General features: G+C 73.7%; 16 protein-coding genes. 9 read left to right on the plus strand and 7 right to left on the minus strand.

Annotation, left to right across the window (positions count from 1 at the left end; translation table 11 throughout):
* Positions 1–49: 49 nt before the first annotated feature.
* The 6 genes from AB0P07_RS29855 to AB0P07_RS29880 all read left to right on the plus strand — a co-directional run bounded on the left by AB0P07_RS29855 (position 50) and on the right by AB0P07_RS29880 (position 4,670).
* Positions 50–718, plus strand: coding sequence for an amino acid ABC transporter permease (locus AB0P07_RS29855; protein ID WP_365556020.1), 669 nt, complete (start codon positions 50–52; stop codon positions 716–718).
* Complete coding sequence (locus AB0P07_RS29860; protein ID WP_365556022.1) at positions 715–1,602, plus strand: amino acid ABC transporter permease; 888 nt, start codon at positions 715–717, stop codon at positions 1,600–1,602. Before AB0P07_RS29855 ends, AB0P07_RS29860 begins: the two co-directional genes overlap by 4 nt.
* Before the next feature lie 186 nt (positions 1,603–1,788).
* Positions 1,789–3,411: an FAD-dependent monooxygenase gene (locus AB0P07_RS29865; RefSeq protein ID WP_365556024.1), complete on the plus strand. Its 1,623-nt coding sequence runs from the start codon at positions 1,789–1,791 to the stop codon at positions 3,409–3,411.
* A 130-nt stretch (positions 3,412–3,541) separates the two neighbouring features.
* Positions 3,542–3,613, plus strand: coding sequence for a putative leader peptide (locus AB0P07_RS29870; protein ID WP_309544753.1), 72 nt, complete (start codon positions 3,542–3,544; stop codon positions 3,611–3,613).
* Positions 3,614–3,690: 77 nt separating this feature from the next.
* Positions 3,691–4,257 (plus strand): cysteine dioxygenase, encoded by a 567-nt coding sequence (locus AB0P07_RS29875; RefSeq protein WP_365556026.1) that lies wholly within the window; start codon positions 3,691–3,693, stop codon positions 4,255–4,257.
* Positions 4,254–4,670, plus strand: a complete 417-nt coding sequence (locus tag AB0P07_RS29880) for a rhodanese-like domain-containing protein (RefSeq protein WP_365556028.1) — start codon at positions 4,254–4,256, stop codon at positions 4,668–4,670. Before AB0P07_RS29875 ends, AB0P07_RS29880 begins: the two co-directional genes overlap by 4 nt.
* A gap of 115 nt (positions 4,671–4,785) precedes the next feature.
* Here the strand turns inward: AB0P07_RS29880 and recX are convergent, their stop codons facing one another.
* Positions 4,786–5,568 carry a recombination regulator RecX gene (gene recX / locus AB0P07_RS29885; protein ID WP_365556030.1) on the minus strand — a complete coding sequence of 261 codons (783 nt, stop codon included), beginning with the start codon at positions 5,566–5,568 and terminating at the stop codon, positions 4,786–4,788.
* 3 nt (positions 5,569–5,571) lie between these two features.
* On the minus strand, positions 5,572–6,696 hold the full coding sequence (recA, locus tag AB0P07_RS29890) for a recombinase RecA (protein ID WP_164411829.1): 1,125 nt from the start codon (positions 6,694–6,696) through the stop codon (positions 5,572–5,574).
* Positions 6,697–6,974: 278 nt separating this feature from the next.
* On the opposite strand from recA, the gene AB0P07_RS29895 reads away from it, so the two are divergent.
* Positions 6,975–7,175 (plus strand): DUF2191 domain-containing protein, encoded by a 201-nt coding sequence (locus AB0P07_RS29895; RefSeq protein WP_365556032.1) that lies wholly within the window; start codon positions 6,975–6,977, stop codon positions 7,173–7,175.
* Between the two features lie 25 nt (positions 7,176–7,200).
* Here the strand turns inward: AB0P07_RS29895 and AB0P07_RS29900 are convergent, their stop codons facing one another.
* Positions 7,201–8,484, minus strand: a complete 1,284-nt coding sequence (locus AB0P07_RS29900; RefSeq protein ID WP_365556034.1) for an AI-2E family transporter — start codon at positions 8,482–8,484, stop codon at positions 7,201–7,203.
* A 60-nt stretch (positions 8,485–8,544) separates the two neighbouring features.
* On the minus strand, positions 8,545–8,739 hold the full coding sequence (locus tag AB0P07_RS29905; RefSeq protein WP_031037914.1) for a DUF3046 domain-containing protein: 195 nt from the start codon (positions 8,737–8,739) through the stop codon (positions 8,545–8,547).
* A gap of 81 nt (positions 8,740–8,820) precedes the next feature.
* Between AB0P07_RS29905 and AB0P07_RS29910 the strand changes: the two genes are divergently transcribed.
* Positions 8,821–9,789 carry a hypothetical protein gene (locus AB0P07_RS29910; protein ID WP_365556036.1) on the plus strand — a complete coding sequence of 323 codons (969 nt, stop codon included), beginning with the start codon at positions 8,821–8,823 and terminating at the stop codon, positions 9,787–9,789.
* A 60-nt stretch (positions 9,790–9,849) separates the two neighbouring features.
* On the opposite strand, the gene AB0P07_RS29915 is transcribed toward AB0P07_RS29910, so the two are convergent.
* From AB0P07_RS29915 to AB0P07_RS29925, 3 genes are read right to left on the minus strand one after another with little or no spacing between them, the layout of a single operon-like run.
* Positions 9,850–10,158, minus strand: coding sequence for an AzlD domain-containing protein (locus AB0P07_RS29915; protein ID WP_365556038.1), 309 nt, complete (start codon positions 10,156–10,158; stop codon positions 9,850–9,852).
* Complete coding sequence (locus tag AB0P07_RS29920; RefSeq protein WP_365556040.1) at positions 10,155–10,907, minus strand: AzlC family ABC transporter permease; 753 nt, start codon at positions 10,905–10,907, stop codon at positions 10,155–10,157. Before AB0P07_RS29920 ends, AB0P07_RS29915 begins: the two co-directional genes overlap by 4 nt.
* Positions 10,904–11,770 (minus strand): AraC family transcriptional regulator, encoded by an 867-nt coding sequence (locus AB0P07_RS29925; RefSeq protein ID WP_365556043.1) that lies wholly within the window; start codon positions 11,768–11,770, stop codon positions 10,904–10,906. Before AB0P07_RS29925 ends, AB0P07_RS29920 begins: the two co-directional genes overlap by 4 nt.
* 441 nt (positions 11,771–12,211) lie before the next feature.
* Between AB0P07_RS29925 and AB0P07_RS29930 the strand changes: the two genes are divergently transcribed.
* Entirely contained in the window at positions 12,212–17,284 is a 5,073-nt protein-coding gene (locus tag AB0P07_RS29930; protein ID WP_365556045.1) for an ATP-dependent helicase, read from the plus strand.
* Positions 17,285–17,294: the final 10 nt, after the last annotated feature.

The raw sequence follows: 17,294 nt of genomic DNA on the forward strand, positions 1-17,294 counted from the left end.
GGGCGGCGCACCGGATCGGGCGTCCCTACACGCGGAAGCGCGGGAGATCGTGTTCGACTTTCTCGACAAGTACGACCTGTTGGGAGCCTTCTGGACGACAGTGCAGCTCGCTGTGCTGTCGGCCGTCGGCTCCCTGATCTGGGGCACCATACTGGCCGCCATGCGGGTCGGCCCGGTGCCGTTGATGCGCGGCTTCGGAACCGCGTACGTGAACACCGTCCGGAACATCCCGCTGACCGTGATCATCCTGTTCGCGTCGCTGGGACTGAACCAGACGTTGGGGGTCACCCTCGGCGGAGGGAATGACTTCGAGACGATCAACTTCCGGCTCGCCGTCCTGGGCCTGGTCCTCTACACGTCGTCGTTCGTGTGCGAGGCGCTGCGCTCCGGCATCAACACGGTGCCCGTCGGCCAGGCGGAGGCGGCTCGGGCCCTCGGTCTGAGCTTCGGCCAGGTGCTCCGGCTGGTGGTTCTGCCGCAGGCGTTCCGCTCGTCCGTCGTTCCGCTGGCGAACGTGCTGATCGCCCTGATCAAGAACACCACGGTCGCCGCGGCCATCGGTGTGGCGGAGACGGCGCTGCTGATGAAGGAGATGATCGAGAACGAGGCTCAACTGCTGCTCATCTCCGCGGTCATCGCTCTCGTGTTCGTGGTGTTGACGCTGCCGACCGGCCTGATCCTCGGCTGGGTGGGCAAGAAGGTGGCGGTGAAGCGATGAGCTCGGTCCTCTACGACGCCCAGGGCCCCCGCGCCAAGCGTCGCAACGTCCTGTTCACGGTCGTCTTCCTGGTCGCCCTGGCCGCCCTGCTGTGGTGGGTGTTCGGCACCCTCAACGACAAGGGTCAGCTGGAGTGGGCCCTGTGGAAGCCGTTCTTCACCGGCACCGAGGCGTGGTCGACGTACATCTGGCCGGGTCTGCAGAACACCCTGAAGGCAGCGGTGCTCGCGGTGGTCATCGCCCTGCCCCTCGGCGCGGCACTGGGCATCGCCCGGCTCTCCGACCACGCGTGGGTCCGGGTACCGGCCGGGGTCGTGGTCGAGTTCTTCCGGTCCATCCCCGTGCTGGTCCTGATGATCTTCGGTCTCGCGCTGTTCGCGGAGTACACCAACGTCAGCTCGGACGACCGCCCGCTGTACGCCGTCGTCACCGGCCTGGTGCTGTACAACGCCTCGGTCCTCGCCGAGATCGTCCGGTCGGGCATCCTCGCCCTTCCCAAGGGCCAGGCCGAGGGCGCCATGGCGGTCGGGCTGCGCAAGGGCCAGGTCATGCGGCTGATCCTGCTGCCGCAGGCGGTCACCGCGATGCTGCCGGCCATCGTCAGCCAGCTCGTCGTGATCCTCAAGGACACCGCGCTCGGCGGCGCGATCCTCACGTTCCCGGAGCTGCTCGCGTCGGCCAACACCATGAGCGGCTACTACGGCGCCAACGTGATCGCCAGCTACACCGTGGTCGCCGTGATCTACATCGCGCTCAACTTCGCCCTCACGAGCTTCGCGAGCTGGCTGGAGCGCCGGCTGCGGCGGGCGAAGAAGTCGACCGGTGCGGTGCTGCATGCGGACGACGTCGAGACCGCCGATGCCGGAACCGTGGGCAAGGCCTAGCAACACCTGACACTCGGTCATCTCGTATGACCATCGACGGAGGTCGTGGCGTGATCGCCACGGCCTCCGTCGCTTGACGCAAGCTGCGGCAATAGGTTGCATACGTTCTGTGACCGTGCACCCTGCTCAAACGTCCTGTTCACCCACGTCCCCCGGGACACCGCCACGGGCAGGGGGCGCCGCACCGTGGACCCGGTGATCATCACCGGAGCGGGGCCCGTCGGGCTCACGCTCGCCCTGGCGCTGGCGCGGCAGGAGGTGCCCTGCGTCGTCCTCGACGAGGGGCCGGGCAAGGACGAACCGCGCCCCGCGCGCACCGTCGTCCTGCGCGAGGAGGCCGTCGCGCTCGTCGAGCGGCTGACCGGCACACCGCTGACGGGGCTGGGCGCGCGTTGGGCCGGATGGCGGTCGATGCGGCGCAAGCAGGTGACGCGCGAGGTCGTGTTCGGCGACGCCGATCCGGCCCCCCTGCACATCGCCCAGCACGAGCTGGCCGGGGTCCTGCGCACGGCGCTCGCCCGCGAACGGCTCGCCAAGGTCGCCGTGGACAGCCGCCTGGACGGCATCGAACAGGAGCGCTCCGGCGTCACGGCCCACACCCGCGGCCCCGCCGGGACCTGGTGGCGCGGCAGTTGGCTGGTCGGCTGCGACGGCCCCCGCTCAACCGTCCGCAAGCTCCAGGACATCCGCTTCCCCGGCCGCACGGCGGTGGAACGATACGCCGTCGCCGCGCTGCGCACGGAACTGCCGTGGCCCGACGAGGCGCTGCTCCACCGGATGCCGCCGTGGCGGACGACCGGGCCGTCGGCCGGTGAGGTGGTCGGCCGCCCGCTGCCGGACGGCGTGTGGCGCCTGGACTGGCTGCTGCCGCCCGGCAAGGACCTCGTCACGCCGGAGCTCCTGGTGAACCGCGTGCGCGAGACCCTCACCGGGTGGGCCGACGGCGCGACCCCGGCGTACGAACTCCTCGACACCGGCGTCCACACGGTCCACCACCGGCTCGCCCGGCGCTGGCGGGTGGGCCGCGTGCTGCTCGCCGGGGACGCGGCGCACCTGCTGGGCGCGCTCGGCACACAGGGCCTCGAAGAGGGACTCCTCGACGCCGACAACCTCGCCTGGAAGCTGGCCCTGGCCTGGCACCACGGGCCTCGCGAGGCGCTGCTCGACAGCTATCACAAGGAGCGGCGGGCGGCGATCTCCGCACGGCTGCGCGCCGCCGACCAGCTGCTTCCCCTGCTCCGCGGTGGCGGCGGACTGCGCTCCTACGTCCCCGGCGCGGCCCGCGGCAACGACGCGCTGCTGACGGACGGTCACCTCGGGCGCGGAACGCTGGGCGCCACGGGGTCCTACGCCGACTCGCCGCTGGCGCCCGAGGGCCTCGCCGGGGAGGTGTCCGTCGGCACACCGCCGGGGACGCCCGTCACCGACGTGCGGGTCACTGCCGAGGACGGAACTTTCGTACGGCTCCGGGACCGGCTGGGGCGCGGGGCGCTGCTGGTGGTGCTGATCGCGCCGGGTACGGGGGTGTGGGAGCGCAAGCACTGGGTGACGGCCGGGGTCATGCCTCGGCTGGCGGCCGCGGTGACGGCACTGCCCCACCGCGCCGAGTTGCTGGTCGCCGAGAACTATCCGGGCGCCGCGGCGCACACCGTGCTGCTGGTGCGGCCCGACGGTCACCTGGTCACGGCGCTGAACGGGGTGCGCCCGGCCGACCTCTACTCGGCTGCCGAGGCGGCGCTGGGCGGGGCGACGGCCGGGGCGGCATCGGAGGCCGAGGAGGGAGCGGGGGCGGCCGCCGGGTCCCGTTGAGCGGGCCGTCGGCCGGCCGCTCCCGGGCCCGGCCTCCGCTCCCCGGGTGTGCGGGCACCGTCCGCATGGTGACGCTGAGTTGACCGGTCCACACCGTCGTGGTCTACTCCGGATCGTGACCGACACCTGTGTGCGCCTGTGGCGGAGGGTCCATATGGACCTCGTCCGCTATGCGGGCTGCGTGTGTCGTCCGTCCTGCTGAAGCGCCCTCTTCTTCGCGCCCGGCGCGGCTCCTGCCCGCCGCCGCACGCTCCCTCGCGAACTCCCAGGACGGTACCCGTGCCCCTTCCCTCCCTTCCCTCCCTTTCCTCCTCACCCTCTCCCGCCTCCGCTGCCCCGTCCGCCCCGACGGCGGCACCGACGCAGGCCGAGCTTCTCGACTTCGTCCGGCGTGCGGCGGCCGACGCCGAACTGGTCGCCTCCCTGCCACTCGACCCCGAGGGCCGCACATGGGTGCGACTGGCCGGGCCCGGTGGCAGCGAGGCCTGGCTGATCGGCTGGCCGCCCGGCACGGGCACCGGCTGGCACGACCACGCCGAATCCCTGGGCGCCTTCGTCGCGGCCGCGGGCGAACTCAAGGAGAACGCGCTCGCCGCCCGCCTGCCCGCCGACGGCTGGAAGACCCTCGAACTCAGCGACGGCGTGGACCGGGAACGCCGACTGACCGCCGGTCAAGGGCGCACCTTCGGGCGGCACCATGTGCACGAGGTCCTCAACGAGTCGTCCGACCGCCACGCGGTCTCCGTGCACGCCTACTACCCGCCGCTGCCGCAGATCCGCCGCTACAGCCGCAGCGGGCAGACCCTGCGCCTGGAACAGGTCGAGCGCCCCGGGGACTGGCAGTGAGCGGGCCCACCGGGATCGACGCCCTGCTGGAACGTGTACGCGCCGGATACCGGCGGATCGCACCGGACGAGGCGTACGACGCCGCGGAGGCCGGCGGGGCGCTGCTGGTCGACATCCGGTACGCCGCTCTGCGCGAGGCGGACGGTCTGATCCCTGGCGCCCTGGTGATCGAACGCAACGAGCTGGAGTGGCGGCTGGACCCGCAGGGCAGCCACCGTCTCCCCGAGGCGACGGACCACGACGTGCGGGTGGTCGTGGTGTGCAACGAGGGTTACGCCTCCAGTCTGGCGGCGGAGTCCCTGCACCGTCTGGGGCTGCACCGGGCCACCGATCTGATCGGCGGCTTCCAGGCCTGGCGCGCGGCGGGCCTGCCGGTGGCGGCGTCCGGCCCCGGTAGTCGACCGGTCCGGTAGTCGACCGGTCCGGTGGGTGACCGGTCCGGTGGGCGGCGGGCCCGGTAGACCGGCGCGGTCATCGCCTGCCCGGCCCGACCGCCCGGCCGCGGGTGCCCCCGGGTCGGGCAGCGCCTCAGAACGCCTCGTCGCCGAGGTACTCCGTGTCCTCGCCCTCCTCCTCCAGCGCCTGGCGGACCACCCGCAGGGCCATGCCCTCGGGATAGCCCTTGCGCGCCAGCATCCCGGCGAGGCGGCGCAGTCTCTTGTCGCGGTCGAGGCCCCGGGTGGCACGCAGCTTGCGGTCGACCAGATCGCGCGCGGTCTCCTCCTCCTGCTCGGAGTCCAGCTGGGACACCGCCGCGTCGATGAGGGCGGAGTCGACGCCCTTGGTGCGCAGCTCTCTGGCGAGGGCGCGTCTGGCCAGCCCGCGGCCGTGGTGCCGGGACTCCACCCAGGCCTCGGCAAAGGCGCCGTCGTTGATCAGGCCGACCTCCTCGAACCGGGACAGCACCTCCTCCGCGGCCTCGTCGGGGATCTCCCGCTTGCGCAGGGCGTCGGCCAGCTGTCTGCGGGTGCGCGGGGTCCCGGTGAGCAGGCGCAGGCAGATCGCCCGTGCCTGCTCGACCGGGTCCCGCGGAGGCTCCCCCTTCTCGGCCCTCGACGAGGAAGTGGCACCTCCGTCCTCGGCCGACGGCTCCGCGCGCTCGCGCCGCCGACGTCCGCGCGTGCCGCCCGCCCCTCGGCCCCGTCCGCCTCCGCGGCGTGCCTCGCCGTCACCGTGGCGCGCCTCGTCGTCCTCGCGGAGGCCCGTGGCGAAGGGGTCCGTCTCGTACGGGGCCGCAGCCGCCCCGTACGTGCCGTCGCCCGGTCCGGCGGAGCCGTCGGTGTACTCGGCCCAGTCGGTTCGTCGGGTCACGGGTCAGCTCTTGGCTGCCGCGGCCTTGGACTTGGTGGCCTTGGCGGTCGTGGGCGCGGGCACCGCGGGTGCGGCGTCGGCCGTGGCGGCGGAGGCGGCGTCCGCGCCGGGCTCGGTGGCCGGCTCCTCGGGACGCACGCCGACGCCCAGCTTCTCCTTGATCTTCTTCTCGATCTCGTTGGCCAGGTCGGGGTTGTCCTTGAGGAAGTTGCGCGCGTTCTCCTTGCCCTGGCCGAGCTGGTCGCCCTCGTACGTGTACCAGGCGCCGGCCTTGCGGACGAAGCCGTGCTCGACGCCCATGTCGATCAGGCCACCCTCGCGGCTGATGCCCTGGCCGTAGAGGATGTCGAACTCGGCCTGCTTGAAGGGCGGCGCGACCTTGTTCTTGACGACCTTGCAGCGGGTGCGGTTACCGACCGCCTCCGTGCCGTCCTTGAGCGTCTCGATGCGGCGGATGTCGATGCGCACCGAGGCGTAGAACTTCAGCGCCCGGCCGCCGGTCGTGGTCTCCGGGGAGCCGAACATCACGCCGATCTTCTCGCGGAGCTGGTTGATGAAGATCGCGGTGGTCTTGGACTGGTTCAGCGCGCTGGTGATCTTCCGCAGGGCCTGGCTCATCAGGCGGGCCTGCAGACCGACGTGGCTGTCGCCCATCTCGCCCTCGATCTCCGCGCGCGGGACGAGCGCGGCGACGGAGTCGATGACGATGAGGTCGAGGGCACCGGAGCGGACCAGCATGTCCACGATCTCCAGGGCCTGCTCGCCGTTGTCCGGCTGCGAGAGGATCAGGTTGTCGATGTCTACGCCGAGCTTCTTGGCGTACTCGGGGTCGAGGGCGTGCTCGGCGTCCACGAACGCGACCTGACCGCCGGCCTTCTGCGCGTTCGCCACGGCGTGCAGGGTCAGGGTCGTCTTGCCCGAGGACTCGGGGCCGTAGATCTCCACGACCCGGCCGCGCGGGATGCCGCCGACGCCGAGGGCCACGTCCAGCGCGGTCGACCCGGTCGAGATGACCTCGATGGGCTCCCTCGACCGCTCGCCCATGCGCATGACCGCGCCCTTGCCGAACTGCCGTTCAATCTGTGCGAGCGCGGCGTCCAGGGCCTTCTCGCGGTCGGTTCCTGCCATGGGTTCCACCCGGTTTGCTTGATTCGATCGCTTCACGTCAAAGACGCTAATGCCTGCCACTGACAATGGGCCCCGATGCGGGTCCAGCCTGTGGATAACCCGGGTGCAACCTCACCCAAACCCACTCGAATCACCCGTCACGAGCCCTGCCCGAACCTCCATGAGAATGGATGTTCGATTTTTGTGTCAAGCGCACCACGCGGCACTTCCGAGCGTACGTCTCCCGGCCCGGCGGGCCGGGTGGTTGGATGCAGGGACGAGTCGGAAGAGGGGGCGCCATGGCCAGGGTCGACATCAGTCTCGACGCCGAACTGGTGGTGGAAGTGATGGTTCTGGCCGGTATCGGCTCGCCCCAGGACGCCGTCGAGGCGGTGGTGCGGGACTACATCGCCCGTGGCCACCGCACCGAGACCCGCACCGAGCTCAAGGACCGCGACCTGCGGGACTTCGACGCCAAGCCGCAGGAGCCGCAGGGCTGACCCCGCTCCCGCCGGCCCCCCGCCCTCACGAGGGCCCGCCGTCCCCGTTCTCCTGCGAGCCCTCCACCCCCGGGCGTCCCTGCTCCGGGCGCCGGGCCCACAGCTTGCGCAGTCGCGTGGACCGCGCGGGCCCCACCCGGCGGACCCGGCGCCCGTGGACCCGTGGATCGTCCGTGACGTCGTAGCGCTTGACGTACGCCCCGAGGAACGCCTGCAGCGTGGCGACCGCCGGGATGGCGATCAGCGCGCCGACGGCACCGAGCAGGGCGGTGCCCGCGATGACGGAGCCGAAGGCGACCGCGGGGTGGATGTCCACGGTCTTGGACGTCAGCTTGGGCTGCAGCATGTAGTTCTCGAACTGCTGGTAGATCACCACGAAGATCAGCACCCACAGCGCGTACCAGGGGTTGACCGTGAACGCGATCAGCATGGGCAGGGCGCCCGCGAGATAGGTGCCGATGGTCGGGATGAACTGGGACACCAGGCCCACCCACACGGCGAGTGCGGGGGCGTAGGGCACCTCGAGGATCTCCAGGAGGATGTAGTGCGCGACGCCGGAGATCAGCGCCATCAGCCCGCGTGAGTACAGGTAGCCGCCGGTCTTGTCCACGGCGATCTCCCACGCGCGCAGGACCTCGGCCTGGCGGGCGGGCGGCAGGACGGAGCAGAGCCCCCGCCGCAGCCGGGGGCCGTCGGCGGCGAAGTAGAACGAGAACAGCACGACCGTCAGCAGCTGGAAAAGGGCGCCGAGGACCTGGGCCGACACGTCCAGGACGCCCGTCGCGCTGTTCTGCACGTAGTTGCGCAGCCAGTCGGAGCGGAGCAGGCCCTCCTGGATGTCGACCCGTCTCAGCTCGGTGTGGAAGTGGCCGTTGATCCAGTTGATGACGGAGTCGAGGTAGTCCGGGAACTCCTCGACCATCTTGACGATCTGGCCGGCGAGCATGGAGCCCAGCAGGGTGACGAACCCCGCGGCGGCGATCAGCACGGCGAGGAAGACGAGGAAGGTGGCGAACCCGCGGCGCAGGCCGCGCCCGGCCATCCAGCTCACCGCGGGCTCGATGGCCAGGGCCAGGAAGAACGCGATGAGGACGTTGATCAGCAGCCCGGTGAGCTGGTGGAAGGCCCAGCTGCCCAGCTGGAAGGCGGCGATGAGCGCCAGAGCCAGCACCATGGCGCGCGGGAGCCAGCGCGGCATGCGGGCGCCCGGCCGGGCGGGGGCGCCGTCGGCCGGGGGCCCGGGGGGCGGCACGGAGCCGGCCGGGGATGCGTGCCGGGCCGCCTGCCCGGTCTCGTCAGTGGAGGGCACGGAGCAAGTCTCGCCCACACCGCCGGCGGGCAGACCCCGCCGGGCGATCTTCGTGCGTCCTCACCGCTTCTCCCGCGGCACGTTCATGACGGTGCACACCACCCGCCACACGTCCTTGGCGTCCCAGCCGGCGTCCAGCGCCTCGTGCACCGTACGTCCGCCCAGCTCCGCCATCACATGATCGCGCGCGAAGGTGTCGGCGTACCCCGGACCGAAGTGGTCCGTCATCCGCTCCCAGAAGACCGTCAACCGCATGCCACCAGTATCCCGCCCCTGAGAGTGGGCCTTGGGCCGGGACCACCTGACGGAACCGCTTTCCGGCCTACGGTCTGTCCCATGGCCGAAACCGGAGCGTCCGCACTCCCCGCGATCCCGCCGCCCGCGACCCCCCGCACCCCGGACTCACCCTCACCGCTCGCGCGCGCGGAGCGCTTCGTGTGGCTCAACGCGCGCGTGCTGGAACAGCGGCTGTTCGCGTACCACTTCCGCGGTGGGAGCCCCGGCCCGGTGGAAACGGCGCTGGACGCCTACCGCAACGAGGACGGCGGGTACGGCCACGCGCTGGACCCCGACCTGCGCGGTCCGGTCAGTCAGCCGCTGCACACCGCACGCGCCCTGCGCGTGCTGGACGCCCTCGGCCGCTGCGGCGGGCAGCGGGCCGAGCGCGTGTGCCGCTATCTGACCTCCGTGTCCACCCCGGACGGTGCCCTGCCGCTGCTGCGGGCGGCCGGGGAGGCGGGCCCGGCCGCGCCCTTCGTGCCGGTCGTGGCCGATCCGCCCGGTGAGCTGCTCGCCACCGGTCCGGTGGTCGGCCTGTTGCACGGCAACGAGGTCTGGCACGCCTGGCTGTTCCGCGCCACCGACTTCTGCTGGCAGGCGGCGGAGTCACTGGAGTCGTCGCGCCCGGACGAGATCGAGGCCGCCGTGGCCTTCCTGGACACCGCTCCGGACCGTCCTCGCGCGCAGGCCGCGGCCGACCGGCTGGGCCGCCTGGTGCGCGAGCGGCGCCTCGCCGTACTGGATCCGGACGATCTCGACGCGTACCCGGCCTCCCCCTGCCACACCCCGGGCGGACCCCGATTCCCCCACGACTACGCGCCGGATCCGCGTTCGCTCGCGCGCGCGTGGTTCACGGACGCCGAGACGGCCCGCTCCCTCGACTTCCTCGCGGCCGAGCAGGAGGACGACGGCGGCTGGCCCGTCCGCCGGCCGCGCTGGGCGCCCGCCCCGGTCCTTGAGGCCCGCGGCCGGGTGACGATCGAGGCCCTGCGCACGCTCCGGGCGTACAGCCGCCCCCTCGGCTGACCTGCCGACCTGGGGCCTGGGGCCTGAGGCCTGAGGCCTGTTGCCTGGGCCTGGGGCCGCTCAGCCGCCCGTGGCCCGTACGCCCGCGGTGACGACCACGGCGGCCGCGACGACGAGCAGGAACGGGGCCCGCAGCAGCAGCGCGACGGCGGCCGCGGCGACCCCCGCGGCCCGCGCGTCCAGCACGAGCGCCTGTCCGTCGGCGAAGGTCTGCTGGGCGGTGAGCGCCGCGAGGAGGGCGACGGGCAGCAGCGCGGCGAACCGCCGGACCAGGGGCCGTTCCAGAGCGCCCGCGGGCACCAGCAGCCCGAGAAGCTTGACGGCGTAGCAGCCCACCGCGGTGGCGCCGATCGCGATCCATACGCTCATCGCTCTCCCTCCTCCTCGCCGGTTCCGGCGCCACGCGCGCGGCGTCCGCGCGCCCACAGGACGACGGGCGCCGCCAGCCCGGCCACCAGGACGGGCACGCCGGCGGGCAGCACGGGCAGCAGACCGAGCCCCAGGAGGACGGCCAGGGCGGCGACCGTGCGCTCGGTGGTGTCCTTCAGCATCGGCGCGAGCAGCGCGAGGAAGACCGCGGGGCCGGCCGCGTCGAGACCCCAGGCGTCGGTGTCCCCGATGGCCTCCGCGCCCAGCGCGCCGAGCAGGGTGGTGAGGTTCCACAGGACGTACAGGGTGAGTCCGGTGACGGTGAACCCGATGCGGACGGCGCGCCGCGTGGGCTGTGCGAGGGCCACGGCCGTCGTCTCGTCGATGACCCACTGCGCGGCGAACGGCCGCACCGCGCGCGGGAGAGCCAGCAACTGCGACAGGCGCAGCCCGTAGAACGCGTTGCGCACGCCCAGGAAGAAGGCCCCCGCCGCCGCGGTGAGCGGGTTGCCACCGGCCGCGAGCGCGCCGACGAGCGCGAACTGGGACGCCCCGGTGAACACCAGGAGGCTCAGGGCGCAGGTCTGGGCGAGGGTGAGTCCGCTGCCGGCCGAGGTCACCCCGAAGGCGAACCCGGACAGTCCGACGGCGACTCCGACCCCGAGGGCGTCCCGCACGACGGCGGCGTCCGGCTTCGCGCCGGCGACACCCGCGTCGGGAGCGTCGGGAAGGGCTGTCTGTTCTCTCACGCCTCGAACGGTAGGAGCGGCTTGCGCCGCGCGTCTTGTACGTTCTTGCGCTCCCGCTGGTAGGCGCCGGGCGGCACCCCGACGATGCGCGCGAAGTGCCGGTTGAGGTGCGGCTGGTCGGTGAACCCCACGGCGACGGCGGCCTCGGCCGGGGACGTCCCGGTGTCCAGCAGCCGCCGGGCCCGACGCACCCGGGCGTCCGTCAGCCAGGTGTGGGGCGGCATGCCGTAGGCGTCCCGGAACGCCCGCAGCAGCGCGAACGGGCTGCTCCCCAGCTCCCCGGCGAGGCGCTCCAGGCTCGGCGGGTCGGCCATCCGTTCCTCCAGCACGGCACGCGCGCGGGCCGCCGTCCCGGCCCCGGCGGTACGCACCCGGCGCCGTGGCAGCAGGCCGCCGTTCAGCCGCAGCAGCCGGGTCACGGCCACGCGCAGCAGGGTGTCGGCGGCGAGCGCGTTCCCGTCGTCGGCGGCGCGCAGCACGCGGTGCACCAGCTCGACGGCGTACGGGTCGTCGAGCACCGGCCGGACGAACCCCGGCGTGCCGCGCAGCGTCGTCGTCTCCGCCGCGATCCGGGCCACCAGCTCGGGCGCCGGGTAGACGGCCCCGTACCGCCAGCCCTCCGGCACTCCGGCCCGTCCGGTGTGCGGGGTGTCCGGGTTGACCAGGGCGAGTGAGCCGGCACCGGCGTACTGGTCGCCCCCGCCGTGGTGGAAGATCTCCACGCCGTCGGCGATGGCGGCGATGACGAAGTGCTCGTGCGTGTGGCGCACGAACGTCTTCCGTATGTACTGGGCACGGAGCAGGTCGACGTCGGGCAGCTCCGCGTAACGCCAGTGCCGTGCCCGCTCACCCGATCCCGTCATGTCCCCATTCTCCGCCAACCGCGCCCGGCCCCCGGCGACGGCCGCGGTGCACCCGGCGCCCGAACCGTCCGTGGGTCGGGCGCCCTGCGCACGGGGGAGGGGGTGTCCGACTCGGCCCCGGGACCGGGTGTGCGAGGCCGGCGGCCCTTCACGGGGCGGAGGCGCGCGCCGGGTGGTCCGACCCGGTTGCGGAGGCAAGCCATTCCGCGACCCCACCCCAACCTCCCGTACGCCCGGCGCGGGCCCCCGGCCCGGGGAGCCGCGCCCGCGGCTCGGCGAGGGCCCCGCCGGCCGACCGGCCACGCGCCCAGACTGGCCCACGCGCACCGCTCCTCGCCCACACCCGACCCCGACTGGCCCCGTGCCGCTCCGACCGCGACCCCACCCGCCCCGTACGCCCGGCGCGGGCCGATTGTCAGTGGCCGGGTGCACGATGGATCCATGGTCAGCTCCGCACACCGAGCCCTGGACGGCTTCTCCCCCGCGACCCGCGGATGGTTCACGGGGGCCTTCTCCGCGCCCACCTCCGCCCAGGCGGGCGCCTGGCAGGCCATCTCGCAGGGCTCGGACGTGCTGGTGGTCGCCCCCACGGGGTCCGGCAAGACCCTGGCCGCCTTCCTCGCCGCCCTGGACCAGCTGACCTCGACGCCGCCGCCCGCCGACCCCAAGAAGCGCTGCCGCGTCCTGTACGTCTCCCCGCTCAAGGCCCTGGCCGTCGACGTCGAGCGCAATCTCCGCAGCCCGCTGACCGGCATCCGCCAGGAGTCCGTACGCCTCGGTCTGCCCGAGCCCGAGGTCAAGGTCGGCATCCGGTCCGGCGACACTCCGGCCGCCGAGCGCCGGGCCCTGTCCACCCGGCCGCCGGACATCCTGATCACCACCCCCGAATCCCTGTTCCTGATGCTGACGTCCGCCACGCGCGAGGCGCTGACCGGCATCGAGACGGTGATCCTGGACGAGGTGCACGCGGTCGCGGGCACCAAGCGCGGCGCGCATCTCGCGCTCACCCTGGAGCGGCTGGACGAACTGCTGCCGAAGCCGGCCCGCCGCATCGGACTGTCGGCGACGGTCCGCCCGGTGGACGAGGTCGCCCGGTTCCTCGCCCCGCGCGGCCGGGTCGAGATCGTCCAGCCGGAGTCGGGCAAGGAGTTCGACCTGTCCGTCGTCGTCCCCGTCGAGGACCTGGGCGAGCTGGGCGGCTCCCCGGTCGCGGACGGCAACGAGGGCGCGGAGCGTCCCTCGATCTGGCCGCACGTCGAGGAGCGGATCACCGACCTGGTCCAGTCGCACCGCTCCACGATCGTCTTCGCCAACTCCCGGCGGCTGGCCGAGCGCCTGTGCAACCGGCTCAACGAGATCGCGTACGAGCGGGCCACCGGCGAGCCCCTGGACGAGCACCACTCCCCCGCCGAGCTGATGGGGGGTTCAGGTGCCGCCCAAGGAGCGCCGCCCGTGATCGCCCGCGCCCACCACGGCTCGGTCTCCAAGGAGCAGCGCGCCTTGGTCGAGGAGGACCTGAAGGCGGGCCGCCTGCCCGCCGTGGTCGCCACCTCCAGTCTGGAGCTGGGGATCGACATGGGCGCCGTCGACCTGGTCGTCCAGGTGGAGTCGCCGCCCTCGGTCGCCTCCGGCCTCCAGCGCGTCGGCCGCGCGGGGCACCAGGTCGGCGCGGTCTCCACGGGCGTGGTCTTCCCCAAGTACCGCGGCGACCTGGTGCAGTCGGCCGTGGTCACCGAGCGGATGCGCAGCGGCGCCATCGAGGCCCTGCGGATCCCCGCCAACCCACTGGACGTGCTGGCCCAGCAGCTGGTGGCGATGACCGCGCTGGACACCTGGCAGGTCGACGACCTCCTGGCCACCGTCCGCCGCGCCGCCCCGTTCGCCTCCCTTCCGGAGTCGGCCTTCACCGCCGTCCTGGACATGCTCGCGGGCCGCTATCCCTCCGACGCCTTCGCCGAGCTGCGTCCGCGCGTGGTGTGGGACCGGATCGCCGGCACGGTCACCGGCCGCCCGGGGGCGCAGCGGCTCGCGGTGACGTCCGGGGGCACGATCCCGGACCGCGGGCTCTTCGGGGTCTTCCTGGCCGGTGCCGATCCGAAGAAGGGCGGCGGCCGGGTCGGCGAGCTGGACGAGGAGATGGTGTACGAGTCCCGCGTGGGCGACGTCTTCACGCTCGGCACCAGTTCCTGGCGGATCGAGGACATCACGCGCGACCGGGTCCTGGTCTCCCCGGCGCCGGGCGTGCCGGGCAGGCTGCCGTTCTGGAAGGGCGACCAACTGGGCCGCCCCCTGGAGCTGGGCCGCGCGCTGGGCGCGTTCCTGCGCGAGGTCGGTTCCCTTTCCGTGGCGGACGCCCGGCTGCGTCTGGTCACCGCGGGCCTGGACGCCTGGGCCGCGGACAACGTGCTGGCGTACCTCGACGAGCAGCGCGAGGCCTGCGGCCACGTCCCCGACGACCGCACCATCGTCGTCGAGCGCTTCCGGGACGAGCTGGGCGACTGGCGGGTCGTCGTCCACTCCCCCTTCGGCGCCCAGGTCCACGCCCCCTGGGCCCTCGCCCTGGGTGCCCGGCTGACCGAGCGGTATGGCATGGACGCCCAGGTCATGCACGCCGACGACGGCATCGTGCTGCGTCTGCCGGACGCCGACCTCATGGGCCTGGACTTCCTCGACCAGGACCCCGCGAAGCCGGGCCTGGAGTACGACGCGGAGAAGGCGCCCGTCGGCGCCGCCGACGTCGTCTTCGACAAGGGCGAGGTCGACCGGGTCGTGACCGACCAGGTGGGCGGCTCGGCGCTGTTCGCCTCCCGGTTCCGCGAGTGTGCCGCCCGCGCGCTGCTGCTGCCGCGCCGCAGCCCCGGCAGGCGCACCCCGCTGTGGCAGCAGCGGCAGCGGGCGGCTCAGCTGCTGGAGGTGGCGAGCGAGTACGGCTCGTTCCCGATCGTCCTGGAGGCGGTCCGCGAGTGCCTCCAGGACGTCTTCGACGTCCCCGGCCTGGTCGAGCTGATGGGGGACGTGGAGGCCCGCAAGGTCCGCCTGGTCGAGGTCACCACCCCGGAGCCGTCCCCGTTCGCCCGTTCCCTGCTGTTCGGTTACGTCGCCCAGTTCCTGTACGAGGGCGACTCGCCGCTCGCCGAGCGGCGGGCTGCCGCCCTGTCCCTGGACTCGCGGCTGCTGGCCGAGCTGCTGGGCCAGGCGGAGCTGCGCGAGCTGCTCGACGCCGAGGTGCTCACCGAGCTGGAGCGCGAGCTGCAGTGGCTCACCGAGGACCGCCGCGTCAAGGACTCCGAGGGCGTCGCCGACCTGCTGCGGGTGCTCGGCCCGCTGACGGACGCCGAGCTGGCCGAGCGGGGCGCCGAGCCGCAGTGGGCGCCCGAGCTGGCCGCCGCCCGCCGCGCGATCAGGGTGCGGATCGCCGGCGCCGACCACTGGGCGGCGATCGAGGACGCGGGCCGGCTGCGCGACGCGCTGGGCACGGCGCTGCCCGTCGGTGTGCCGGAAGCCTTCACAGAACCGGTCAAGGACCCGCTCGGCGACCTCCTGGCCCGTCACGCCCGCACCCACGGCCCCTTCACGTCGGTCACCGCGGCGGCCCGCTTCGGTCTGGGCGTGGCGGTCACCGAGGGCGCCCTCCAGCGGCTCGCCGGGACGGGCCGCGTGGTGCAGGGCGAGTTCCATCCGGCCGGTATCGGCCAGGAGTGGTGCGACGCCACCGTGCTGCGCAGGCTGCGCCGCCGTTCCCTGGCCGCGCTCCGGCACGAGCTGGAACCGGTGGCGCCGGCCGCGCTCGGCCAGTTCCTCCCCCAGTGGCAGCACATCGGCAAGGGACACACACTGCGCGGCATCGACGGGCTGGTCCGCGCCGTCGAGCAACTGCAGGGCGCCTCCGTGCCGGCCTCCGCGCTGGAGAAGCTGGTCCTGCCCTCCCGGGTGGCGAACTACAACCCGGCGATGCTGGACGAGCTGACGGCCGCCGGCGAGGTGGTGTGGGCGGGGGCGGGTTCCCTGCCCGGCAAGGACGGCTGGGTCTCCCTCTACCTCGCGGACGCGGCCCCGCTGCTCCTGCCACCCCCGCACCCGCTGGAGACGACCGCCCTGCACGAGTCCGTCCTGAACACTCTCTCGGGCGGGTACGGCCTGTTCTTCCGGCAGATCGCCGACCAGGTCCGCGCCACCACCCACCCCGAGGCCACCGATCCGCAGTTGGCCGACGCGCTGTGGGACCTGGCCTGGTCCGGACGGCTGACCAACGACACGCTGGCACCCCTGCGCTCCCTGCTGGGCTCCGGGCGCACCGCCGGCTCCACCGCCCACCGCGCCAAGCGCGCGGTGCCCCGGGGGCGGTACGGCTCGCTCACCGCCGCCGCCCGCCCGGCGTCCCGCACCGGCCCGCCGACGGTCGCGGGCCGCTGGTCGCTGCTCCCGGAGCGCGAGGCGGACGGGACGGTGCGGGCCCATGCCCTGGCCCGCACCCTCCTCGACCGGCACGGCGTGGTCACCCGTGGCGCCGTCGCCGCGGAGGGCGTGGAGGGCGGTTTCTCGGCGGTGTACCGGATCCTGGCCGCCTTCGAGGAGAGCGGGCAGGCCCGGCGCGGCTATGTCGTGGAGGGGCTGGGCGCGGCTCAGTTCGCCATGGAGGGGGCCGTGGACCGGTTGCGTGCGGTGGCCAACGCCCGCGAGCGCGGTGACGACTCGCCCCGTCCGGTGGACTCCACGGGCGGCGCCTTCGGCCCCGGCCTCCCGCCCGGTGGCCCCGCCGGGCCGGTCGCCGGTTCCCCCTTCGACTCCTTCGAGGGCTTCGGCGATCCCGGCGACTTCCGCGGCTCCGCGTACGGCAGCGGCCCCGACGCCCCGGACCCCACCGGCAGCTCCGTCCCCGATCGCCGGGAAGGTCCCGGTCGCCCGGCCTCGGCAGGCCCCCCGGACGACTTCGACGACGTCTTCGCCGACCCCGACGGCCTGGGGCGTTCACCGTCCCGGGGCGACTACATCTCGCCGCGCGACTACGCCGAGCCGGGCGCCGGCGGTCCCCGCGGCGGCGGGCACGGACACGGCGGCTACGGGAACTCGCGCGGCCCGTACGACACCGGACTCCCCGGCCGGCGCGATCGCACCGCCGCCGGACCGCGGGCCGTCGTCCTGGCCGCCGCCGACCCGGCGAACGCCTACGGCGCGGCCCTCGGCTGGCCCGAGCCGCCGGCCGGTGCCACGCACAAGCCCGGCCGCAAGGCGGGTTCCCTGGTGGTCCTCGTCGGGGGCGAGCCCGCGCTCTACGTGGAACGCGGCGGCAAGACCCTCCTGCTGTGGCCCTCCGACCCCGACCGACTGCCCACCGAGGACCCGGGGCTGCGAGCGGCGGCGCAGGCCCTCGCGGAGGCCGCACGCGCCGGTTCGCTCGGCACGGTCACGGTGGAACGGGTCAACGGCGCGGCGGCCCTGACCTCCCCCTTCGGGCCGCTGCTGGAGGGAGCGGGCTTCGTCGCCACCCCACGCGGTCTGCGCATCAGGGCGTGACCCTGTCACC

The sequence above is a fragment of the Streptomyces sp. NPDC085944 genome (genome assembly GCF_040686295.1).
Taxonomy (GTDB): domain Bacteria; phylum Actinomycetota; class Actinomycetes; order Streptomycetales; family Streptomycetaceae; genus Streptomyces; species Streptomyces salinarius.

Excerpts from the sequence above, each read along its gene's own strand:
- AB0P07_RS29905 (WP_031037914.1), bottom strand. The coding sequence starts at position 8,739 with ATGCGGTTGACGGTCTTCTGGGAGCGGATGACGGACCACTTCGGTCCG.
- recA (WP_164411829.1), bottom strand. The coding sequence starts at position 6,696 with ATGGCAGGAACCGACCGCGAGAAGGCCCTGGACGCCGCGCTCGCACAG.
- AB0P07_RS29925 (WP_365556043.1), bottom strand. The coding sequence starts at position 11,770 with ATGACGGGATCGGGTGAGCGGGCACGGCACTGGCGTTACGCGGAGCTG.
- AB0P07_RS29860 (WP_365556022.1), top strand. The coding sequence starts at position 715 with ATGAGCTCGGTCCTCTACGACGCCCAGGGCCCCCGCGCCAAGCGTCGC.
- AB0P07_RS29915 (WP_365556038.1), bottom strand. The coding sequence starts at position 10,158 with ATGAGCGTATGGATCGCGATCGGCGCCACCGCGGTGGGCTGCTACGCC.
- AB0P07_RS29930 (WP_365556045.1), top strand. The coding sequence starts at position 12,212 with ATGGTCAGCTCCGCACACCGAGCCCTGGACGGCTTCTCCCCCGCGACC.
- AB0P07_RS29895 (WP_365556032.1), top strand. The coding sequence starts at position 6,975 with ATGGCCAGGGTCGACATCAGTCTCGACGCCGAACTGGTGGTGGAAGTG.
- AB0P07_RS29910 (WP_365556036.1), top strand. The coding sequence starts at position 8,821 with ATGGCCGAAACCGGAGCGTCCGCACTCCCCGCGATCCCGCCGCCCGCG.